At 47.8% G+C, this 21830-nt stretch carries 25 protein-coding genes; 21 read left to right on the top strand and 4 right to left on the bottom strand.

The features are described 5' to 3' along the window. Positions 1 to 18 precede the first annotated feature (18 nt). From EHT25_RS06395 to EHT25_RS06340, 12 genes are all read left to right on the top strand, one after another. Positions 19 to 1089, top strand: a complete 1071-nt coding sequence (locus EHT25_RS06395; RefSeq protein ID WP_124872393.1) for an HNH endonuclease family protein — start codon at positions 19 to 21, stop codon at positions 1087 to 1089. A 156-nt stretch (positions 1090 to 1245) separates the two neighbouring features. Next, entirely contained in the window at positions 1246 to 1926 is a 681-nt protein-coding gene (locus tag EHT25_RS06390) for a hypothetical protein (protein WP_124872390.1), read from the top strand. Between the two features lie 312 nt (positions 1927 to 2238). After that, entirely contained in the window at positions 2239 to 2628 is a 390-nt protein-coding gene (locus tag EHT25_RS06385; RefSeq protein WP_124872387.1) for a VOC family protein, read from the top strand. A 129-nt stretch (positions 2629 to 2757) separates the two neighbouring features. After that, a complete protein-coding gene (locus EHT25_RS06380) occupies positions 2758 to 3900 on the top strand; it encodes an acyltransferase family protein (protein WP_124872384.1) in 1143 nt (380 codons plus the stop codon). 245 nt (positions 3901 to 4145) lie between these two features. Continuing rightward, positions 4146 to 4481, top strand: coding sequence for a potassium transporter KefB (locus EHT25_RS06375; RefSeq protein ID WP_124872381.1), 336 nt, complete (start codon positions 4146 to 4148; stop codon positions 4479 to 4481). Positions 4482 to 4554: 73 nt separating this feature from the next. Then, positions 4555 to 4845: a hypothetical protein gene (locus tag EHT25_RS32950; protein ID WP_124872379.1), complete on the top strand. Its 291-nt coding sequence runs from the start codon at positions 4555 to 4557 to the stop codon at positions 4843 to 4845. Positions 4846 to 4907: 62 nt separating this feature from the next. Continuing rightward, positions 4908 to 5990, top strand: a complete 1083-nt coding sequence (locus EHT25_RS06365) for a glycoside hydrolase family 43 protein (protein ID WP_124872376.1) — start codon at positions 4908 to 4910, stop codon at positions 5988 to 5990. 181 nt (positions 5991 to 6171) lie between these two features. Then, positions 6172 to 6726 (top strand): RNA 2'-phosphotransferase, encoded by a 555-nt coding sequence (locus tag EHT25_RS06360; protein WP_185731291.1) that lies wholly within the window; start codon positions 6172 to 6174, stop codon positions 6724 to 6726. Between the two features lie 9 nt (positions 6727 to 6735). Next, positions 6736 to 7017, top strand: a complete 282-nt coding sequence (locus EHT25_RS06355; protein ID WP_124872373.1) for a putative quinol monooxygenase — start codon at positions 6736 to 6738, stop codon at positions 7015 to 7017. A 97-nt stretch (positions 7018 to 7114) separates the two neighbouring features. Further along, positions 7115 to 7681, top strand: a complete 567-nt coding sequence (locus EHT25_RS06350) for a DUF1572 domain-containing protein (RefSeq protein WP_124872370.1) — start codon at positions 7115 to 7117, stop codon at positions 7679 to 7681. A 120-nt stretch (positions 7682 to 7801) separates the two neighbouring features. Continuing rightward, the gene (locus EHT25_RS06345; RefSeq protein ID WP_124872366.1) at positions 7802 to 8161 is read left to right on the top strand and encodes a DUF4180 domain-containing protein; all 360 of its coding nucleotides are present in this window, start codon (positions 7802 to 7804) and stop codon (positions 8159 to 8161) included. Between the two features lie 71 nt (positions 8162 to 8232). Continuing rightward, positions 8233 to 8943 (top strand): hypothetical protein, encoded by a 711-nt coding sequence (locus tag EHT25_RS06340; RefSeq protein ID WP_124872360.1) that lies wholly within the window; start codon positions 8233 to 8235, stop codon positions 8941 to 8943. A gap of 23 nt (positions 8944 to 8966) precedes the next feature. Here the strand turns inward: EHT25_RS06340 and EHT25_RS06335 are convergent, their stop codons facing one another. Both EHT25_RS06335 and EHT25_RS06330 read right to left on the bottom strand, forming a co-directional pair. Further along, positions 8967 to 9731 (bottom strand): SDR family NAD(P)-dependent oxidoreductase, encoded by a 765-nt coding sequence (locus tag EHT25_RS06335; RefSeq protein WP_124872357.1) that lies wholly within the window; start codon positions 9729 to 9731, stop codon positions 8967 to 8969. 100 nt (positions 9732 to 9831) lie between these two features. Then, positions 9832 to 10743, bottom strand: a complete 912-nt coding sequence (locus EHT25_RS06330; protein WP_124872354.1) for a helix-turn-helix domain-containing protein — start codon at positions 10741 to 10743, stop codon at positions 9832 to 9834. Positions 10744 to 10942: 199 nt separating this feature from the next. On the opposite strand from EHT25_RS06330, the gene EHT25_RS06325 reads away from it, so the two are divergent. The 3 genes from EHT25_RS06325 (at position 10943) to EHT25_RS06315 (ending at position 14712) form a co-directional block, all read left to right on the top strand. Then, positions 10943 to 12673, top strand: coding sequence for a serine hydrolase (locus tag EHT25_RS06325; protein WP_124872350.1), 1731 nt, complete (start codon positions 10943 to 10945; stop codon positions 12671 to 12673). A gap of 155 nt (positions 12674 to 12828) precedes the next feature. Continuing rightward, positions 12829 to 13779 carry a magnesium/cobalt transporter CorA gene (gene corA, locus EHT25_RS06320; RefSeq protein WP_124872347.1) on the top strand — a complete coding sequence of 317 codons (951 nt, stop codon included), beginning with the start codon at positions 12829 to 12831 and terminating at the stop codon, positions 13777 to 13779. Between the two features lie 87 nt (positions 13780 to 13866). Further along, the gene (locus EHT25_RS06315; RefSeq protein ID WP_124872342.1) at positions 13867 to 14712 is read left to right on the top strand and encodes a mechanosensitive ion channel family protein; all 846 of its coding nucleotides are present in this window, start codon (positions 13867 to 13869) and stop codon (positions 14710 to 14712) included. Between the two features lie 118 nt (positions 14713 to 14830). Here the strand turns inward: EHT25_RS06315 and EHT25_RS06310 are convergent, their stop codons facing one another. After that, complete coding sequence (locus EHT25_RS06310) at positions 14831 to 15688, bottom strand: endonuclease/exonuclease/phosphatase family protein (RefSeq protein WP_124872336.1); 858 nt, start codon at positions 15686 to 15688, stop codon at positions 14831 to 14833. A 154-nt stretch (positions 15689 to 15842) separates the two neighbouring features. Then, entirely contained in the window at positions 15843 to 16184 is a 342-nt protein-coding gene (locus EHT25_RS06305; protein WP_124872331.1) for a DUF6249 domain-containing protein, read from the bottom strand. 157 nt (positions 16185 to 16341) lie between these two features. Here EHT25_RS06305 and EHT25_RS06300 point away from each other — a divergent pair, with 157 nt between their 5' ends. The 6 genes from EHT25_RS06300 to EHT25_RS06275 all read left to right on the top strand — a co-directional run bounded on the left by EHT25_RS06300 (position 16342) and on the right by EHT25_RS06275 (position 21772). After that, a complete protein-coding gene (locus tag EHT25_RS06300) occupies positions 16342 to 16908 on the top strand; it encodes an RNA polymerase sigma factor (protein WP_124872328.1) in 567 nt (188 codons plus the stop codon). Continuing rightward, entirely contained in the window at positions 16905 to 17336 is a 432-nt protein-coding gene (locus tag EHT25_RS06295) for a hypothetical protein (protein ID WP_124872324.1), read from the top strand. The genes EHT25_RS06300 and EHT25_RS06295 overlap by 4 nt, the downstream gene beginning before the upstream one ends. 3 nt (positions 17337 to 17339) lie before the next feature. Next, positions 17340 to 17933, top strand: a complete 594-nt coding sequence (locus tag EHT25_RS06290) for a hypothetical protein (RefSeq protein WP_124872318.1) — start codon at positions 17340 to 17342, stop codon at positions 17931 to 17933. Between the two features lie 70 nt (positions 17934 to 18003). Further along, entirely contained in the window at positions 18004 to 18537 is a 534-nt protein-coding gene (locus EHT25_RS06285; protein WP_124872313.1) for a (2Fe-2S)-binding protein, read from the top strand. Continuing rightward, complete coding sequence (locus EHT25_RS06280; RefSeq protein ID WP_124872309.1) at positions 18534 to 19544, top strand: FAD binding domain-containing protein; 1011 nt, start codon at positions 18534 to 18536, stop codon at positions 19542 to 19544. Before EHT25_RS06285 ends, EHT25_RS06280 begins: the two co-directional genes overlap by 4 nt. After that, on the top strand, positions 19541 to 21772 hold the full coding sequence (locus tag EHT25_RS06275; RefSeq protein WP_124872303.1) for a xanthine dehydrogenase family protein molybdopterin-binding subunit: 2232 nt from the start codon (positions 19541 to 19543) through the stop codon (positions 21770 to 21772). The genes EHT25_RS06280 and EHT25_RS06275 overlap by 4 nt, the downstream gene beginning before the upstream one ends. Positions 21773 to 21830: the final 58 nt, after the last annotated feature.

Below are 21830 nucleotides of genomic sequence, written 5' to 3'. Positions count from 1 at the left end.
AATAATCGAATACTAACTATGAAATTTGTTCCACGAAATGAACCTGAATATTTTAAAGATTTAAATATAGATGATAAAAATTACCATAAATATTTTAGGCAAATTCGACAAGATCTTATAAAAGAATTTAACAATAAATGCGGTTATTGCGAATGTGATTTAAATCTCACAAGCTTACCTAATATTGATAACTTTTTTCCTAAAAGTAAATTTGGAAAAAATGCTTTTGAATGGGAAAGTTTAATTCTTTGTTGTCAAGTTTGTAATATTCGCAAAGCAAATAATTTTCCGACTGACGATAACGAAAATCCGTTATTAATTAACCCTTCAATTGAAGATCCGAACGAACATATTGGACTCGATGTAAATTCAGGACTACTAACCGGATTTACAGAAAAAGGGAAAGTCACAATCTCAACACTTGGATTAAATCGACCAGAGTTAGTCGAATTAAGAAGAAAGTCCGAAAATGTACAGCAAATTCAATCAATATTCCCAAGTATAAATATTGAAGAGGATAGGAAGACTATTTATCAAGCCTTTAATGAAAATATTAAAAAAATATTAGAAGTAACTAGTAGATTGGAAGATAAATCAGGTGAAGATAAACTTATTGCTTATTTATTATATGCTAATGTGATAACCGCATTAGAAACTTACTTAGCAGATGTTTTCGTAAATACTATTTTCAACAACACCCTGTATTTAAGAAAGTTTGTGGAAACCTATCCCAGATTTAAGGGAAACGAGAATGCACATAAGTTTACGCTTTCTGAGATATTTACTAAGTATAATAAGATTGAGGAAATCGTTACAGATGAAATTATAGGAATTATTTATCATAATCTACAGACCATCAAACCAATGTTTAAAGATACATTTAATGTTGAATTTCCAAAAGACATGAAAAAAATTTTCGTTGCCATTCAAATTCGTCATGACATTGTTCATCGAAACGGAAAGACAAAAATGGACAAGAAAACCAAAGTATTTGCAGAGCACACAATTGGTAAAGCTGAAATTAACGACCTAATATTTGAAACGTCTAAGTTTGTTGTAGAAATTGACAAACAAATGATGAAATTATAATAATGTTACATAATAGGGGTTTTGCATTAGCCGGGCTGAATTGCAAAATTCAAAAATTGGCCTCCAGTTGGATATTCGAAATAACTTCAGCTTTTGTACTTCGAAACCCGCTCGAACGCCAAGACCACATACCATTATACATAATACAATCTCACCATGAGCGATATAAACAAAACTTCAAAGGCAGACATTTTATATGCAACTGTTAAAGCTGGACTTGGGAGCATACCTGTGCTTGGCTCGGCTGCGACAGAGTTATTTGGTTTAGTGGTTACTCCTCCACTTGACAAAAGAAGACAAGAATGGATGAATGAAGTTGCTGAAAAGATAAAATTGTTAGAGCAAAATAATCTAGTTGACTTTTCAAGTTTATCCCAAAACGAACAGTTCATAGACACAATAGTTCAAGCGTCAAGTATTGCTATCAAAACAAGTGAGCAAGAAAAAATTGTAGCCTTAAGAAATGCAGTTATAAATACAGCACTTAACGAAGCACCAGACAAAACAAAAAGTCAAATATTTCTGAATCTCGTAGACTCATTTACTGTTTGGCATTTAACAATATTGACTTTCTTTGACAAACCCAAAACTTGGTTTGAAAAAGCTGGACAGACACCGCCTAATTTAATGATAGGAAATATGTTTAGCGTTCTCAAAACTGCATTTCCTAATTTAGAAGGGCAAGACGAGTTGGTTGACCTAATCTGGAATGATTTGCACGATGCGGGACTTCACAGTACTGGCGGCTTGAAGACAATGATGTCCGGAGACGGAACATTAGCAGAAAGAACTACACGATTAGGCAAAGAGTTTATTCAATTTATTTCTGAAAGTTGAGGCTAAACTCAGGCTTACCACGGATAACCTTGCACTGCCTATACTTGCATCTTCGCGCACAGTTGGGCGTATGAGGGGTATGCGGGAAAGTCGGAGGTGATATTTGAGTTGTTCCCGGAAAACGAGAAAACCCGATTGAGGATCCCCCAAACCAATCTGGAAATTTTCCCCCATCATCCGCATTTCAGCCGGGAGCGGTTTGCCTGGGGTTGGAATCATCTGCTGAAGCATAATTTGAGAGACCTTCTTGAAAACCGTATTGATTCCTGAGGTAACTTCCGGCTTCAACCGGATTTTAACTAAAAGACAGGTATGACCAACGATACCAAAACAACCCTGACGCCCTTCCTGACCGTTACCGATGCCAAAAAGGCGGTCGATTTTTATGTGTCGGCTTTTGGTGCAACGGAAATGGCACGGTATGACCTGCCCCATGATAAAATCTCTGCCAAAATCAGCATCGACGGGGCCTTGTTTTATGTCGCGGATGAAGAACCGGAATTCGGAAATGTAAGCCCGGAGGCAACAGCCGCAAACGCCATCCGGATCATTCTGGAAACGGAACAGGCGGACGATTTATTCGCGAAAGCCCTAAAGCTGGGAGCCACCGGGATTTGCCCCATGACCACGGAAGACGATTGGCGGATTGGCAAACTGAAAGACCCCTTCGGGCACACCTGGGAATTAGGATTCAAGCTGTAGCTTCCTTTGAAATTAGCGGAACGGCTTCACTTTCTTCTTAAATCAGGGCCTTTTCTCCTCTAAATTGATCTACGGATGTCGGGTAGGTTTATATTTGATCCCGATTTTACCGTAATCGATTCCGTATTGATGTCAACCAGCAAACCTGCAGCAGCCTTTTCGAATACCAAACCGCATTACCCCATTCTGGATGGATTACGGGGCGTCGCGGCCCTCACCGTGGTCTGTTTTCACCTGTTTGAAGCTTTTGCCACGAGCCACCTGGATCAAAAAATCAACCACGGTTATCTGGCGGTCGATTTCTTCTTTATCCTGTCCGGTTTTGTGATGGGCTACGCCTACGATGACCGCTGGAAAACGATGACCGTTACTGAATTTGTCACCCGGCGGTTTATTCGATTGCATCCGATGGTCGTGATCGGGGCGGTGATTGGCGCTGTGCTGTTCTATTTTCAGGGTTGCGCGACCTGGGATGTGTCACAAGTATCGGTTCCGAGTTTGCTGGTAGCCACCCTCATCAATGCTTTTCTGATTCCCGCAACCCCCGGTTTTGAAATCCGGGGCGTGGGTGAAATGTTCCCGCTGAATGGCCCAAGCTGGTCGCTGCTGTTTGAATACATTGGCAATCTGGGCTATGCGCTCTTTCTCCGTAAACTGTCGACCAACGCACTCGCGATCGTCGTTTTACTGGCGGGGTTTGGATTAGCGGCCTTTGCCATTTTGGGGCCTTACGGTGATATCTGCGTTGGATTTTCGTTGACCGGCGAAAATATAATCGGCGGTTCGTTGCGGCTTTTATTCGCATTTCCGGCCGGATTGCTGCTGTCCCGCGTATTCAACCCGGTTCCGGTAAAAGGAGCGTTCTGGATCGGCAGTCTGGCGATTGGTATTCTCTCTGCACTTCCGCGGATGGGTGGCAGTGAACATCTGTGGATGAACGGTTTATACGACACCTTCTGTGTGGTTATTCTCTTTCCGGTCCTTATTTACCTGGGTGCTTCCGGAAAAACAACGGACCAGCTGTCTACCCGAATCTGCCGGTTTTTAGGCGATATTTCGTACCCGCTGTACATGGTCCATTACCCCTTTATTTACTGGTATTATGCCTGGGTTAAAAATGAGAATCTCACCTTCCCGCAATCGCTGCCCGGAGCTGTCGCGTTGGTGATGGGTTCAATCCTGTTGGCGTATGGATGCTTGAAATTATACGACGAACCAGTCCGCCGGTTTCTAACGAAACGTCTTTTGCGCGTTTCAAAAACCGTCCGCTGAACGGAAACAGACCGGCAGAGAAGTCGGATGCGACTGAAAAATCGGATAAGCGACATGCAAACGGATTGAGAACCGGGTTACAGCAATAAAACAATCGCAATTTTTTGGAAAGGGACTTGAAAGTTTCAAAATAAAGCCATTACTTTGAAATACAAAGTTCTTTTTGTTTCTCGTGTTCTGGCGATTTCACCGGAGCGGGCAGACTTCGATTGGAACTTGATTCGGACCTTTTAATCGCAAAGAACATGCACAAATCAAACGAACTCAACTCTCCGCTACGACCCGCTGCGCTGACCAAACGCGCCCTGATTGGTGCCGCAATTGGCTTAGTCCTCATTGGTGTTTTTCTGTTGGGCGTTAAAAATCCAGACCCCAACTGGCCGACGTTCTGGATGCTGCGGCCGTTGATCATCGTTCCACTGGCCGGTGCAACCGGGGGAGCGGTTTATTACTTTCTGGACTTTTTGCGCTTCCAGAACGGTTGGAATACCGCCTTGGTAAAAACCGCAAGTCTGCTCATTTTCCTCGTTGGCCTGTGGATGGGCTTCGTGCTGGGGTTGGACGGTACCTTGTGGAATTGATAAGATTCGGTAAAAGCATGGTTGAGGGCGTTCCCTTCAACCATGCCAGACAACTTTTTATTGGCTCCACACCATGTTTCAATCGTCAAAAAAGCTATTAACTATCCTGATCCTCCTGTCGATTCCAATTCCGCTGGCTTTGTGCGACTTTGCTCAAATACAATTGCCGGGTGGATATGTCAGATTTACGCTGCAACTCTTCGGTATTTTACTTTCAGGACCCTTACTCTTGTTATACAGTTTGTTGGTTCATGAGTTTACCACGGTTAAAAAGAAGAAACTTCTCTCGGGAATTGCTTTTCTGGTCGGTTTTTCCTGGACGGGTTATCTCTTTTACCTCCATTTAACCATGCCGGTTGATTAATCCACTAATCGGGAAATAAACGAAATTGTCACTTTCTTTGTCCTGTTATCAAACCGTATAACATGAAACTGACTGTTTTGATTACCCTGTTTATTACCCAGTTGGGAACCTTGCCTCAACCCAAAAAAGAGTCCGTGCTGAACGATTCAGGAGCACCCAAACCGCTTATTAGTCAAAAAGATAAACCGGTCTGGATGTTGACGTATTTCCGCCAGCGGTATCCAACCCGGATTGAGATCGATGCGCAGGGAAAAACCGTGGAGGTGCCGCTGGAAAACCCCATGCTGATTAATAAGTTGCACATTGCCCTGTCGACCGACGGGCGGCATTGGACGCCCCTGAACGATAACAATCCGGTTTGGGAGCACCACATGCGCGATCCGTATGTTCGGCGCGGACCGGACGGGCTTTGGCGGATTCTATCAACCGGTGGGGGAGGCCGGAGCGACCGGGAGAAAGTCGGGCCGAGTTGTCTGTACGTGACCTCGAAGGATCTGATTCACTGGCAGGAGGAAGGTCAGTTGCCCTTGATGAAAGACGCCCGGGATGAGTCCGGCGCTTTGGCCCGGAATATCTGGGCGCCCGAATGGTTTTACGATGCCAAAACCGGTGAGTATGTCCTGTTCTGGTCATCGTCCTACAAAGATGCGGGCTGGAAAGAGAGTCGGCTCTGGTTCAGCCGAACCCGCGACTGGAAAACGTTCACCCCGGCCAAAGTTTTGTTCAATCCGCCGTATTCCGTCATCGACGGCACTTTGCTGGAACACAAGGGAACCTATTACCTCTTTCACAAGGAAGAAGAGTTTGGGGCAAAAACCGGTGAAAGGCGCGCCATTCGGGTAGCTACTTCGAAGAGTCTGGAGGGACCTTACACGGTTATTGAGGGCGAAATGAACAAAGGCCAGCTCGTTCCGGTCATCACCGAAGGTCCCACCGTCATGGAAGATCCCCGTAAATCCGGCTGGTTGTTGCTTTACGATTATTGCATGACCAACCGGTTTGGCGTTTCGTCCTCGCCCGATTTGCTCCACTGGAAAGTGGAAGAGGAAGTCAGTTTTCCGTCGGAAGCCCGGCACGGCTGTGTTTCCCGCTTAACCGCAGCGGAAGCGAAGGCATTGGAGGAGGCTTATCCGAATAAAAAATAGTGATTCAGAAGTGCAGTTGTATCGCGGACGATGGCATTATTGGCCGCGTAGCGGACTGATTTTTGTAGCCAATAGGCAAGCGAGAGGAATCCCGTCGCCTATTGACTACAAACTTGCCGTGCCGATGGCACTTCACTAGCTGATAATCAATCAAAAAATTCATAGTTCGCGTTATTGTAACATGATAAGTGATAAGAGAATAACCGAAATCAGTAAGTTCTTAAGCATGGTTTTACGGCACAAACCGGAAAAGATTGGCATTCAACTGGACGAAAATGGCTGGACGGATGTGGCAGATTTACTTGAAAAGTCAAATCGTTTCGGGATACCGTTTGACTTGGAAATGCTAAAACACATCGTTGATACCAATCCGAAACAACGTTTTGCGCTAAATGCAGCACAGGACAAAATCAGGGCGAACCAGGGACATTCGGTACCAATCGAATTGGGATATGCCAGCCAGGAACCACCCGAAATTTTATATCATGGAACCGCTGAAAAATCAGTGCAATCCATTTTGGCAACGGGACTTGAGAAACGGAATCGGCAACATGTTCATTTGAGCAGCGATCTTGAAACCGCGCTCAAAGTTGGGCAACGACATGGAATACCGTTCGTGTTCAAAGTCTTTGCAAAACAGATGTACAATGACAAATTCGAGTTCTATCGGTCAGACAATGGTGTTTGGCTGACCCATGAAGTTCCGGTAAACTATTTGAAACGGAATGAGGAATAAAACCGCCTGATGAAACACGTTTTAATTATTCATGAAGTGGAAGACTACGACGCCTGGAAAGCCATTTTCGACAAGGCGGCCACCATCCGGAAAGAAGCGGGTGAAATCTCGTATCAGGTCTTGAAGTTCGATCAAAACCCGAATAAAATCGTGCATTTTTCGGTCTGGACTTCCCTGGAAAACGCCAGAAATTTTTTTGAATCGCCCCGCCTGGTTCAGATCCGCAAAGAAGCGGGTGTGAAGGCTCCTGAGTTCATTTATCTGGACCAACTGGAACAGGGAATATTATAGCTTTAACTTCCAGCTACCGCTTGCTAACTTCGTCCGGGAAGATTTCGAAATTCGCTCTAAATCGGAAAATGGAAGCAACCCCTTACCAACGAACGCCATGAACGACTATTTATCCAGCGTCATCAAACAGTTCGAGTATTATAAAACGCTCGGCGAAAAGACCTTCCATCAACTCTCGGACGAACAGCTATTCTGGCAATTCAACCCGGAAAGCAACAGCGTCGCGACCATTGTCAAACACCTCTGGGGCAACATGCTATCCCGCTGGACCGATTTTTTGACCTCCGATGGCGAAAAAGAATGGCGACAGCGCGACGCCGAATTTGACAATGATCTCAAAAACCGGGAAGAACTGCTGGCCAAATGGAATGAAGGCTGGCAATGCCTGTTCGACGCCCTGAACTCGCTAACGGAATCGGATCTGACGACGGAAATTTACATCCGAAACATGGGCCATACGGTTTTGGAAGCCATCAACCGGCAACTGGCCCATTATCCCTATCACATCGGGCAAATCGTCTACATCGGCAAAATGGCCTGTGATGATCGCTGGAAATCTTTATCTATTCCGCGAGGAAATTCAACGGCCTACAATGCCGAGAAGTTCTCACAACCGAAACGGAAGGAGCATTTTGCGGATGAGTTTATTGAGAAAAAAGAATGAAAAAGTAGGATTGTTTCGCGGAGGTGAGCGGAGAATGCAGAGGTAAGCAGAGAACAGAATATCTCCGCTTACCTCTGCATTCTCCGCTCACCTCCGCGAAACTAAAAAACCGGGTAGATAGTGGAAATCGAAGAACACGAAGTGAAGGGACAGAAAATGGCGGAAGTTAAATCCGATCAGATTGTGGTAGCAACTGTGGAAGACGGCCTGGATTTACTCGGAAATTTATATTACCAGGGCTTCGATACCATTCTGATTTATGAAAAAAACATCACCCCGGCTTTTTTCGATTTGAGAACCGGTATCGCGGGTGAAATTCTGCAAAAGTTTTCCAATTACCGGGTTCGGCTGGCCATCGTTGGTGATTTTGAATCGTACCAAAGCAAAAGTATCCGGGATTTTATGTTCGAAAGCAACAAAACTGGCCACATCAATTTTGTTCCATCGAAAGCTGAAGCGCTGGATGCACTTTCCCGCTGAATTTCAAGGCCGACCGTTTCCACAGCGCACATGTTACTCGACTAAGGTGTTTTAACGATCAACTTTTAACCATGAGCTATTTTCTCGGCGGTTATTTCCTGCTTAAAATAAAACCATTCGACTGGTCGCCCATCCCGGAGGTGTACACCTGTAGCACCTGCATCAATGACAGTCTGTTGAATACCTGGTCGTATCGCTGGGTGAACGAACGGGTGGACCATTTAAATACGGCGGAGGAATTAGTTGGTTTGAATAGTGCCAATGTGACCGCCATCCGGCACTGGACCGATAAAAAACTGGCGGTAGGGGAAATTGGCTACCCCAATGTGTTTATGGATCTGAATACCGCCCGGGAATACCGGCAAAAATTTTTCCCCCACCTCGATTCCGTTAAATTGCTGGCGATGTATTTCGATGAACCGGCTGCCGAGGCAATCATTCAGGAGTTGAAACCGAAAACCGCAACGATGGGTGAATGTGGTCTGGACCAGATGCTTTCCCGAAAAGTGCCGGAAAACGAGGACAACGATGAAACAACCATCGGTTACGATCTGGTTGGAATTGAAATGGGAGGTAGCTTTCATTCGTTTCACTGCCACGGCATCGGAGTCGAATTGACGGAGAAATTCGGCTTGACCTTGAATCAATTTGGCTTATTTGACTACTGCGCCGATTGGAAACCGGTACTTGATGCGTTTAAAAATGGCGAAATCGGGGTCGAACCTGTGCCGTGGTTCGTGGCAAAAATCAAGCAGATTTTCGTTGAGAATCGGGCCGGATAACGTCTCGTATCCGGCCCGATTCATTACAAATTCATACCGCCCGAAACCTCGATCCGCTGCCCATTGATCCACCGGGCGCCTTCCGTACACAAAAAGGCAACAACTCCGCCAATATCGTCGGGCAAACCGGCTCGACCCAGGGCCGTTACACCGGATACGAACGCATTGACCTGGGCATTATCCCGCACGGAGCCGCCACTAAAATCAGTTTCAATGGCTCCGGGTGCCACGGTATTGACCGCAATGCCGCGCGCGCCCAATTCTTTGGCCAGATAACGGGTCAAGGTTTCAATGGCGCCTTTCATGGAAGCATAAGCCGAGGTCCCTGCCATCGTGAAACGGGCCAAACCGGTCGAAATATTGATGATCCGACCGCCGTCATTCAGCAACGGCAATGACTTTTGGGTCAAAAAATAAACGCCTTTAAAATGAATGTTCATCAACCGGTCAAAGTCGTCTTCGCTCGTTTCAGCGAACGGTTTGTGAAGGCCAATGCCGGCGTTATTGACCAGAAAATCAAAATGATCGGTCTTGAATGTTTCCTTTAAAACCGTTTTCAGTTCGTTCAAAAAACCGTCGAAGCTTTTCACATCGCCGGTATTCAGTTGCAACGTTGCAGCCTTATGACCGGTTTTTTCAATTTCGGCGACGACCGCCATCGCATCATCTTTTTGACTATTATACGTCAGAACGACATCGATTCCTTTTTCGGCCAGACTCAGGGCCATGTTTTTTCCCAGTCCGCGACTACCGCCCGTTACAAGTGCAATTTTAGGTTGAGATTCCATCGTTGTTGATTGGTTAATTCGATGGAACAAAGGTAAATGGCCGACCCACCGGGTAGTTTGCGAACATCAATCCATTGTTTGCGAAATTCAAATCAGCGGTTTAGGCCCGAAAGCTGATCGGCGCAAAGGTCGTCTGTTTTTTAAAGAAATTGGAAAAATGGGCCACCTGCTCAAAACCGAGGCAGTACGCAATCTCCGAAATAGTCCAGTCGGTTTGTTTCAACAGAATCTTGGCTTCCTGAACGATCCGGCTGCTGATGATGTCGGTGGTGGTTTTGCCGGTATTTTCTTTCAGCACTTTATTCAGGTGATTGACGTGAACGGCCAGCCGGTCGGCATAATCTTTGGCCGTTCGGAGGTTGAGTTTCTGGTTGGGCGATTCGATGGGAAACTGGCGTTCGAGCAATTCCACAAACAGCGAAGAAACCCGGGCCGAAGCCGTATGCGTTGGATATAAGGATGTTGCGGGCTGTAATTTCTGGCCGTAGTGAATCAGTTCAAGGACGTAATTCCGCAACAGATCATACTTGAAAGCGTAATCGGAAGACAGTTCTTTGTACATTTTCCGGAAGATGTAATCAATGTCTACGGCGGCTTCGTCGGTCAGCTGGAAAATGGGAACACCGCCGGGTTGAAAAATCGGCAGGTCATCCAATACCACCCCGCTTTTGGAATGAACCAGAAATTCGTCGGTGAAAATGCAGAAATAACCCGACTGGTCATCGTCCTGCGGCAGCCAGTGATACGGGATTTTTGGGGTTGCAAACAGCAGGGCATTTTTCTCGATATCGACCACTTTGTCGGCATATTCGGCTTTGTTGCGACCGCCAATCAGGCTGATTTTGTAATACGCGCGCCGGTTATAGGGCATTTCGTGGGTCGGTTTCTTCCGGTATTTCGCCACCACATCGTGCGTTTTAAATACGTTGAAATGACCGATTTCCTTGCTAATACCTTCGGGAAACAGCGCTGATGTTTCCTGATAGAATTTTTCCAGTGTGGTGATTTCCATAAACCGGTTTGATTTGCGAAATTCAAATGTAAGCAATTTCCATTGAATCCGATCCGGCAACCATTTCGAATCCGTCGGCGTGAATAAAAACCGCACCCGGCTCTTATCTACGCTATACTATTCAAGCAGAAAGGCTTAGTTTTGGCAATTGCTTGGTACCAGCACCTTCCTCTTTTTCAACGACAACTGCCATCATCCCATGAACACGCGTTTTACCCACCGACTTCTTGCATTTATCCTGACCGTATTGCTGTCGCCGTACGCGTTTGCGCAGAGCAAAGCCGACAAAATTGATGCGCTGATGCGCCTATATCACGAAAACCGGCAGTTCAACGGAACGGTTTTGGTGGCGGAGAATGGGAAAGTGATTGTCAAGAAAGGCTACGGACTGGCGAACATGGAATGGAACATCGCCAACACGCCCGACACCAAGTTCCGGCTGGGATCGGTGACAAAGCAGTTTACGGCTTTTCTGATTATGCAACTGGTGGATCAGGGAAAATTGAAGGTCAACGAAAAAGTGACGACCTATTTGCCCGATTATCCGAAAGCAACCGGTGATAAAATCACGATTCACCATCTGCTGACTCACACCTCCGGTATTCCAAATTACACCTCGTTCCCGAAATTTTTCCAAGACGAAAGCCGAAATCCGTATAAGCCTGAGGCATTTGTCAAAAAGTTTGCCGACATGCAGCTTGAATTTGAGCCTGGTTCGAAATTTTCGTACAGCAATTCGGGCTATTTTTTACTAGGCGTGATCATCGAAAAAGTAACCGGAAAACCGTATGCGACGGTATTGCAGGAAGCCATTCTGACTCCGGCTCAACTCAAAGATACCGGTTATGACCTGGCTGGACCGATCATTCCGAAGCGGGCGGCAGCCTACGAACGAAACGGGGGCGGTTTTGTCAATGCGCCCTATATAGACATGACCATTCCGTACGCTGCCGGGTCGCTCTATTCGACGGTGGAAGATCTGTATCGCTGGGATCAGATTTTATATTCCGATAAATTACTGTCAGCCGCTTCCAAAACCGCCCTTTTTACACCATTTCGCGACCATTACGCGTATGGATGGGGAGTTAATAAGGCTAAAATTGGTCAGAGAAAAGACAGTGTGCAACTGGTTTCGCACAGTGGAGGCATCAATGGCTTCAATACGCAGTTTACCCGAATTCCCAAAGAAAAACACACGATTATTCTGTTGAATAATACGGGTGGAACGACGTTGGGAGCCATGCAGGACAACATTCTGAAAATTCTTTACGACCAACCGTACGAAAACCCGAAAAAACCGATTGCGGCTGCTCTTCGGCAAACCATTGCAACTTCGACGCTGGAAAAGGCCATTCAACAGTTTAGGGTGTTGAAAAACGACAAAGCATACGGCTTGAACGAAGACGAAATGAATTCGCTGGGCTACGAGCTGATGCGTGACGGCAAACTGAACGAAGCGCTGGCGGTTTTTAACCTGAATGCCGAATCGTTTCCGAATTCGTCCAATGTCTACGACAGTCGGGGCGAGGCATACATGGCGAAAGGCGACAAGGAATTGTCCATCAAAGATTACAAAAAATCGCTCGAACTGGACCCCCGAAATACCAATGCAGGGGAGATGTTGAAGAAGTTGGGCGAAACCGTGGAAGCCCCCAAAGACGCGACGGTTTCAGTGGAGATGCTGGAAAAATACGTGGGCAAATACGAACTGGCGCCGACATTCAGCATCGAAATTACCCGAACCGATTCGCAGCTCTTTGGTCAGGCAACCGGTCAGGGGAAATTTGAACTTTTTCCCGAAACCGAGACCAAATTTTATTTGAAGGTCGTGCCCGCGAAGGTAACTTTTGTCAGGGACGAAAAAGGCCAGGTTACGCAATTGATTCTGCACCAGAACGGGAGAGACATGCCCGGCAAACGCGTTCCTTAACCGGAAAAGAAAACAGTAGCCTGAAGTGGCTTAAGGAGGTTTACCGTTTATAGTCAACTCGTTGATGACTAGTGAAATAATCTCAACGGTAAATGATAAACTCTAAACTGATCAATATTGAATACGTTGTGGAACTGGCTCTGAAAATTTAAGTTATGATTCGCATTTTTCAACAGGATGAAGCTGCGGTTCGGAAAGTCCGCGATATCGAATCGTTTTCCGATACTGAACGAACCCTTTGGGTAGATTTACAAAATCCGACGCGCGACGAAACCAAGAGCGTGGAGGACAAGTTCGATGTTAATTTTCAGACACAGCAGGAGCAGGCCGAGATCGAGAGCAGTTCGCGGTACATTGAAGAAGATGATTTTCTGATTGCGAACTCCAATTTCATGGTTCCCGACAAGGAGCAGATGTACGTGACGGTTCCGGTCAGTTTTATGCTGAAAGACGACACGTTGTTTACGTACCGAAATGCCGATTTAAAATCGTTTGCCGATACGGTAAAAAGGATCAAATCGCGCCGGTCGATGTTCAACGACGGGGCTCAGATTCTGATCACGATTTTCGAATCCCGCATCGACTACGACGCCGATTTGATCGAGTCGGTTTCACTGGAAATCAAAACCATTAACCGCCAACTGGATCTCGATGCCAACCTGGATCGGGAAATGCTTCTGAAAATCAATGATTACCAGGAGCTTACCATGTCGATTCGCGAAAATGTCGTCGATAAGCAGCGCGTAATTACCTCCATGATCCGCAGCGACGGCTGGTTTACCGACGACGAACAGCAGCGGCTTCGGACGCTGATCAAAGACATCAACTCGCTGATCGACCACACGAATTTCATCTTCGAGCGGCTGGAGTTTCTGCAAAATACCTACCTCGGTTTGATTGATCTGGAGCAAAACCGCATTGTGAAAATCTTCACCGTGGTTTCACTGGTGTTTCTGCCGCCGACCCTGCTGGCGAGCATCTGGGGGATGAACTTTACGAATATGCCCGAATTAAGCTGGAAGCTGGGGTACCCTATCGCGCTGGGTTCCATTGTCCTGTCTTCACTCGTAACCCTGCTGATTTTCAGGCGGAAGAATTGGCTTTGAGTCGACTGTCTGTTAATTAATTTCACTTAGTATGTTACTTTTCGAGGGTTACCGCTTCATAACTGTAGAAACTTTAAAAACAGTCTGATGGAACCCTCCAAATTCTCCTTTCAAAATGTTACCGATCAGGTAATGGCGTTTGCCACCCTGTACGGTTTTAAAATTTTACTGGCAATTGTCATTCTGATTGTTGGCCTCTGGCTGGTCAATCAGCTGGTCAAAATGCTGTCGACGGTGATGAACAAACGCCAGGTCGACCGGGATGTCCAGCCTTTTTTGCTTTCGCTGGTGGGTGCCATTCTAAAAGTGCTGGTGCTACTCAGTGTTGCCAGTACGCTCGGTGTCGAAACAACCTCGTTTGTGGCCATCATTGGGGCCGCCGGATTGGCCGTTGGGCTGGCGTTGCAGGGAAGCCTGGCCAATTTTGCCGGTGGGGTTCTCATTCTAACCTTTAAACCGTTTCGGGTGGGCGACCTGATTTCGGCCCAGGGCTTTACCGGAAATGTAGAAGCGATTCATATTTTCAACACCATTCTGGTGACCCTCGATAACCGCACAATTATTTTGCCCAATGGCTCCTTGTCCACTTCGCCGATTACCAACATTTCCGGCAAGGGAACGATCCGGGTCGATATGGTTTTTGCCGCCGGTAATACCAACGATGTCGATGAGGTGAAGGCGTCGATCAGGCATGTGGTCGATGCCTGCCCGTATGCGTTGAAAAACCGGGATCATGATGTTCTTGTCACCAAACTAACCGAACTGGCGTTTCATTTCGACGTGCGGGTCTGGACCAACAGCGCGACGTATTGGGAAACGTATTATTTTGTGCATGAAGGAATCGCCCGGCAGTTTGCCAAAGATGGCGTCAAAGGGCCGGAGCCAACAGTGACAGTTATGGGCGATTTCAGCTCGGTCGGGCGAGTGAATTGAGGTGAAGATGAGTTATTTCGCGGAGCTAAGCGGAGTTTGCAAAGATGAGCAAAGATTATTTAAAATTTCTCCGCTCAACTCTGCCGTTCTCCGCTTGGCTCCGCGAAATAACTCCGTTTTATTTTACCAAAACCCGACTCAAAACCGGCCAGTGATCGGAAACGAACACATTTCCTTTCAGGATCGGCAGATAGTCATGCCGCTTCACTTCCACATTCGGGCCGACGAAAATAAAGTCGATCACCAAGCCGCTTTGACGGGTCTGAAAGTTATTGAACGTGCTGTTGCCGCCGGTGTGCGGACTCTCCGAAAGCTTCTCGGAGTTGCTGAGTTGGAAAGTCGGGTCGCTTGTCAGAGTCTTGATGGCAGGAGATACATCAGGCGTGTTGAAATCGCCGGTCAGAATCACCGGCAACTCATCTGACAGTTCTTTAATCTTCTGAATGAGCAGTTTCGCACTGTTTTGACGGGCGGTTTCGCCGATGTGGTCGAAATGCGTATTGATGACCATAACCTGGCTATCATTCCGTTTGTCCTTAAAAATACCGTAGGTGGCCACGCGAGGAAGAGCCGCATCCCAGGATTTGCTACCGGGCACATCGGGCGTTTCCGAAAGCCAGAACGTGCCTTGTTTTATGACCTCAAATTTTTGCTTGTTGTAGAAAATTGGTGAGAATTCGCCCTGCGTTTTGCCGTCGTCCCGACCTACACCAATCCAGCCATAATTGGGTAATTGGTCCTGTAAATCAGCAATCTGTCCGGCCAGCGCTTCCTGTAATCCGGCAAAATCCACCTGGTAACTTGTAAATACACCGGCCGCTATTTCCTTCCGGTTTGGCCAGGCATTCAAACCGTCCTGCGGATTGTTGTAACGAATATTAAACGAGAGGACATTCAACGGAAACTGCGAAACTGGCTGAGCCGAAAGTTCGGAAACAAACGTTAACACAATTGCGATAAATAAACGCCATTTCATGCAGGTGGATTCGATTTGGTCACGACGAAATAAGCCTAAGCCAATCTGAAAACCAACCCAATTGGGTTATTTTTCGAAAACCGCTCATTTTGGTTAGGTTGTTCGAATACCACGGTTATTGAAGTTGCCGCTTTGCCCTTTGTAAGATCCTGGGTCAGGATTTCTGTTTGGGGATAATTGCATAATAAATCAGAAAACCGATGGCCGTTGTAACCGAAACGATGCCATAAGGCAAACTCGAATCGTAAGATCCCGGCACAAAAGCCACCAGAATCAGCCCCAGCCCAAAAAACAGCAGGATCAATCCCCATTTCAGGTTGTCGGTCGGCAAACTTTCTTCATCTTCCAGTTGTCGCAGACTTTCTTCGTTCCATTGCCCCAACTCCATCAGCCGGCGACGCAGCAGGTATTTGGTAAATGGCTTCATGATCAGGTAAATACCGAAAGCAATGGCTAAGGTGACATACGCCCCCTGCACCCCGTATTGATCGTGCATATTTTTTAAGATTTTTGCCATTAGACACTTCTGCAACCTGAAAGGTTGCAATTTGACGATTGACGATTGACGATGGTCGGCGGTTGACGATTGACGGCGGTCAATGGTCAATAGTCACCTTGCAACATTTAATTCTCTCCCATTGTCTAATGCGGAAATGAACGACGAAGAGGTTTTGGTCCGCCGGATCGTGCAAGGCGATGTTCGCGCCTATCAGACGTTGGTGGAACGCTACCAGCGACTGGTGTTGCACATGGTTGGCCGGATCATTCGTCAGCCGGAAGACATCGAGGATGTTTGTCAGGAAGTGTTCATTAAAGTTTATAAACATTTGCCGGATTACCAGTTTGGTTCGAAGTTATCGACCTGGATTGCATCGATTGCGTACCGAACGGCGATTAATCACAGTAAAAAAATAAGCCGGGGACCGGTAAGCGGTTTTCCAGAAACATGGGCTTCAGAGCCGGAAGATGCGAATCTGGTAAATCCCGAAGAAATGCTGATGCACCAGGACTGGAAGGCGTTTCTACATGCACAGATTGCCAAACTGCCGATTCAGTACCGGACGATTCTGACGTTGTATCATCTGGAAGAACTGTCATACGAAGAAATTGGACAGGTGACCTCTTTGCCGGAAGGTACCGTCAAAAATTACCTGTTTCGGGCGAGAAGGTTGTTGAAAGAAGCCTTGCAACGGTATAAAAACAGCGAACAATGGCGATGAACGACATAAGCGACGACGACTTACAGGAGTGGTTGGATGCTTCTAACCGATCAAATCGAAAACCGGGTAAGTCAGAACCGGAGGACGAAGCGGTTCGGCTTTACCAGCAGCTATATGATGAACTTTCAGTGGAGCCAGTGGTTGGATTGAGCTACGGTTTTTCGGTTTCAGTTGTCCGACAAATTCAGGTCAAAGAAACCTGTCGCCGGGAGCGGCAGGCATACATTTGGGTAGGATTGTGTCTGTTTCTGATGTTGATCGTAGTGTTAAGTATACAGGCTGTTTATCGGGTCAATGGACTGATAGAAACTCTTCGGGCGCTCGATGATATCAAATTTCCAGTCTTGTTCATCAGTGCACTATTGAGCTTAATCCAATGGGCGGATCGTCGGTTTGTGAAGCGAAAATTGAGTTCTAAACTTCCATAATCCATGCATTTTCTGCGATTTTTATCAAGCGATCTGGTCGTTTGGGCGTTCCGGTTTTGGTTCAGACACTTCGGAGTAATTTCCTTCTGGATGCTGTTTGCGGCTTTGGGCCGGGCCGTTCAGATGCGGTTTTTTGGGCCAATCTCTTCGCCTTTGTCAATCAGTCTGGAAGTTATAGTAGAAGTGGCCCGCATCGTAACGCTTCTGGCTATTATCGGTTGTGGAAGTTTGTCTGCTGGAATCCGGAAAGTGGCTGGGATATACCGATCTAATCGGCAACAATGGTCAGATTTTGGGCGGAAAATGCGGTTGACTCTTCGTCAGTTCTGGCCGGTTTTGTTATGGAATCTGCTGGTATTCAGCTTGATCGCGTTCGGTTTTAATCGGGTCAATGGTCTCCTGGCGGATCATTCGGCGGTTCTGCCTTTCCTGAAAAAGACCGGTGTGATGCAGGCATCAGCTACTTCAATGCCCATTGTCTTTTTTCTTAAAAACCTGACGGTGATTCCGTTTACGCTGGTTTTTGACTACACGCTGGTACGCTGGTTAGTGGACAAGCGAGGTGTTACAAACGCGTACCTGCAGACCGGAGCCTAACTAATCGAATCAATCTCCAACATTTATTCCGTAAACCGCTTTGCATAGTATCCAATCTGGAATACTCACTATGCAAACGATTCTTTCCTCCGAAACGGGGGCGCGTTCACAAAACGTCCTTCCGGAAAAACGTAGTATTACCCTGACGATCAATGGTTTGGTTCACAAACTGGAACTCGCTCCCTGGACAACCTTACTTGATGCGTTGCGCGAATACCTGCAACTGACCGGCACCAAAAAAGGGTGCGATCACGGCCAGTGTGGCGCCTGTACGGTGCTGGTCGATGGCAAACGGATCAACTCCTGCCTGACGCTCGCCGTCATGAAAGAAGGTTCTGAAATTACCACGATCGAAGGGTTGGCGAACGAAAACGGACTTCATCCGCTGCAAACTGCCTTTATCGAGCACGATGCCTATCAGTGCGGCTATTGCACGCCCGGCCAAATTTGCTCAGCCATTGGCATGATCAACGAAGGACATGCCAAGACACTCCAGGACATCCGCGAACTGATGAGTGGTAACATCTGCCGGTGCGGAGCCTATTCGAACATCGTCGATGCCCTTCAGGAGGTCATGAAAATCGATTCCAACGAAACCGTATGAACAATTTTTCCTATTCTCGACCCGAAGATCTCAACTCGGCACTTGGTGAATTAACCAAACGCGAAGGAGCGAAATTCATTGCAGGTGGCACCAACCTGCTCGATTTGATGAAAGAGAATATCGAGCGCCCCAGCCATTTGATCGATATTAACCACCTGGGTTTGAACACCATCGAAGCCACGGCAGACGGCGGTCTTCGATTGGGGGCTTTGGTCACCAACGCCGATACGGCTTACCACGAAAATGTTGTAACCCACTATCCGTTGTTATCTCAGGCCATTCTGGCAGGTGCTTCAGCGCAGCTTCGTAACATGGCAACCAATGGCGGAAATCTGTTTCAGCGCACCCGCTGCTATTATTTTTACGACCTGGCAACGCCCTGCAACAAACGGGAACCGGGGTCGGGATGCGGGGCGCTGCGGGGATATAACCGCATTCATGCAATTTTGGGCACCAGTGATCAGAATTCCGAAACGGCTTGTATTGCAACGCATCCGTCGGACATGTGCGTCGCCCTGGCCGCACTCGAAGCAGTGGTTCGGGTAACGGGTCCGGCGGGTGAGCGAATAATACCGTTTGCCGATTTCCACCGGTTACCCGGCAATGAACCCTGGCGCGACAATACCATCAATCCCGGGGAACTGGTGACGGCCATCGATCTGCCACCGAAAGGATTTTCGACGAACTTCGCTTACATCAAATTGCGGGACCGAACTTCCTATGCGTTTGCATTGGTATCGGTTGCGGTGGCATTGGAGATCGAAAATAACCGGATTTTGGATGCCCGGGTTGCCCTTGGCGGAGTTGCGCACAAACCCTGGCGCAAACCCGAGGTGGAAGCAACGCTGATCGGCCAACCGGTTTCGGAAGCCAATTTTCAGGCAGTGGCGGAAGCTTTGATCGACGGGGCAAAAGGATACGGTCACAATACTTTTAAAATTGAACTGGCCAAACGCGCCATCGTCCGGGCGTTGCAACAAGCCGCTAAACTTGAACCAACCGCATGACAAAATACGTCGGAAAACCCATTAGCCGCGTTGATGGAGTGGCAAAAGTAACTGGTAAGGCCAAATACGCAGCGGAATTCAAATCCCCCGACTTGCTGTACGGCTGGGTTATTTCCAGTGATATTGCGAAAGGAGCGATTACGCATATTCATACCGCCGATGCCCTGCAAGTGCCGGGGGTGGTACAGGTATTTACCCACGAAAACCGCCCCGGTCTGGCGTGGTTCGATCTGAGTTACAAGGATCAGGATGCTCCGCCGGGATCACCATTCCGGCCATTGCACGATGCTGAGGTGAAGTACAGCGGTCAACCCATTGCGCTGGTGGTAGCCGAGACATTTGAGCTTGCGCGCTACGCAGCCTCGCTGATTCGGGTCGAATACAAAGTGGAGGAACACGCAACCGATCTGCACGCCAATCTGAGTAAAGCCCGGGACCCGAAACTTGGTGTCGCCAGTTTGCTGAAACCGCCCCCACCCAAACCACGCGGAGACTTTGAAAAAGCTTTCAGTGAAGCGCCGGTGCAGGTTTCGGCTAAGTACGTTCATTCCGCCGAACACCACAACCCGATGGAAATGTTTGCGACCACGGTGGTGTACGAAAAGAAGGGCAAATTGACCATTTACGACAAAACGCAGGGCGCTCCGAACAGCCAGTTGTATGTTTCGCAGGTGTTTGGCTTGCCATTTAAAGATGTTCGGGTTATTTCGTCCTACGTGGGGGGCGGTTTTGGTTCGGGATTGCGCCCGCAATACCAGTTGTTTTTAGCGGTTTTAGCAGCCCGGCAACTCAAACGATCGGTGCGGGTTTCCCTGACGCGCCAGCAGATGTTTACGTTCGGGCATCGTCCGGCTACCGTCCAGCATATCTCCCTTGGTGCGTTGAACGATGGCACTCTAACGGCAATTCGGCACGATGCCATTGCCGAAACATCGCAATTTGAAGACTACACCGAAATTGTGGTAAACTGGTCGGGTATGTTGTACCCTGCGCCGAACACAAAATTGTCGTACAAGCTAGTGCCGCTGGATGTGTATACGCCTTTGGACATGCGGGCTCCCGGCGGGGTTACCGGGGTTCCGGCGCTCGAATGTGCCATCGATGAACTGGCCCATCAAGCAGGCATCGATCCGGTTGAACTGCGGCTGAAAAACTATACAGACCGGGATATGAACTCCGATTTGCCGTATTCGAGCAAGGAACTTCGGGAGTGTTTCCGGCAGGGTGCCGAGCGGTTCGGCTGGTCCAACCGCAACCCGACACCCCGTTCGACACGCCGGGGACATACCTTGATTGGCTGGGGAATGGCAACCGGTATCTGGGACGCAACGCAAGGGCCCGCCCGGGCCGAAGCTGTTCTGACAGTTAACGGAAAGCTGCGGGTAAGTAGTGCAACCGCCGACATTGGAACCGGTACGTACACGATCATGACTCAGATTGCTGCCGATACGCTCGGAATGCCGATTGAAGATGTCCTGTTTAAACTGGGTGATAGCGATATGCCGCTGGCACCGATTCAGGGCGGTTCCTGGACGGCGGCTACCGTTGGTTCGGCGGTGAAAGTGGCCTGTGAGGACCTGGGGAAAAAACTGTTTAAAATGGCCCAGAAAATGAAAAATTCGCCGTTTGCCAACGCAAAACCGGATGACATCTTTTTCGCTGACGCGCACATCCGCCTGAAGAATGACCCTGCCATTGCGGTTTCACTTCGGGAGATTGTGGGGCAAAATGGTGGACGCGCAGTGAGCGAAACATCGACTTCGACGCCGGATTTTCTGGAGCAGCGCAAGTATGCCCGGAGTGTCCATTCGGCGGCCTTTGTAGAAGTCGAAGTCGATGAGGATTTTGGAACGGTTCGGGTCACGCGGGCGGTGACTGCCGTTGCGGGCGGACGAATTCTGAATCCAAAAACCGCCCGAAGCCAGATTCTCGGGGGCATGGTGTGGGGCATCAGCAAGGCCCTGGAGGAAGAAAGTGTCCTGGATCATCAGTTTGGGCGGTTTATGAATCATTCGCTGGCAGAATACCACGTTCCGGTCAATGCCGACATTCAGGATCTGGATGTCATTTTTGTCGATGAATCCGACACGATTGTCAATCCGCTGGGGGTAAAAGGACTCGGAGAAATTGGAATCATTGCCATGCCGGCCGCCATTGCCAATGCGGTTTTTCTTGCTACTGGAAAACGGGTTCGGGAGTTGCCCATTACACTGGATAAATTATTGTAAAGTAGTGTTAAACCTTTGCATTCTTCCTGAATCAAAGCAGGGAAATTCTACTTTAACG

Origin of the sequence: Larkinella rosea, from assembly GCF_003858635.1 — a bacterium.
Classification (GTDB): domain Bacteria; phylum Bacteroidota; class Bacteroidia; order Cytophagales; family Spirosomataceae; genus Larkinella; species Larkinella rosea.
The sequence above is the reverse complement of the archived record's forward strand: the minus strand, read 5'-3'. Positions and strand labels throughout refer to the sequence as shown.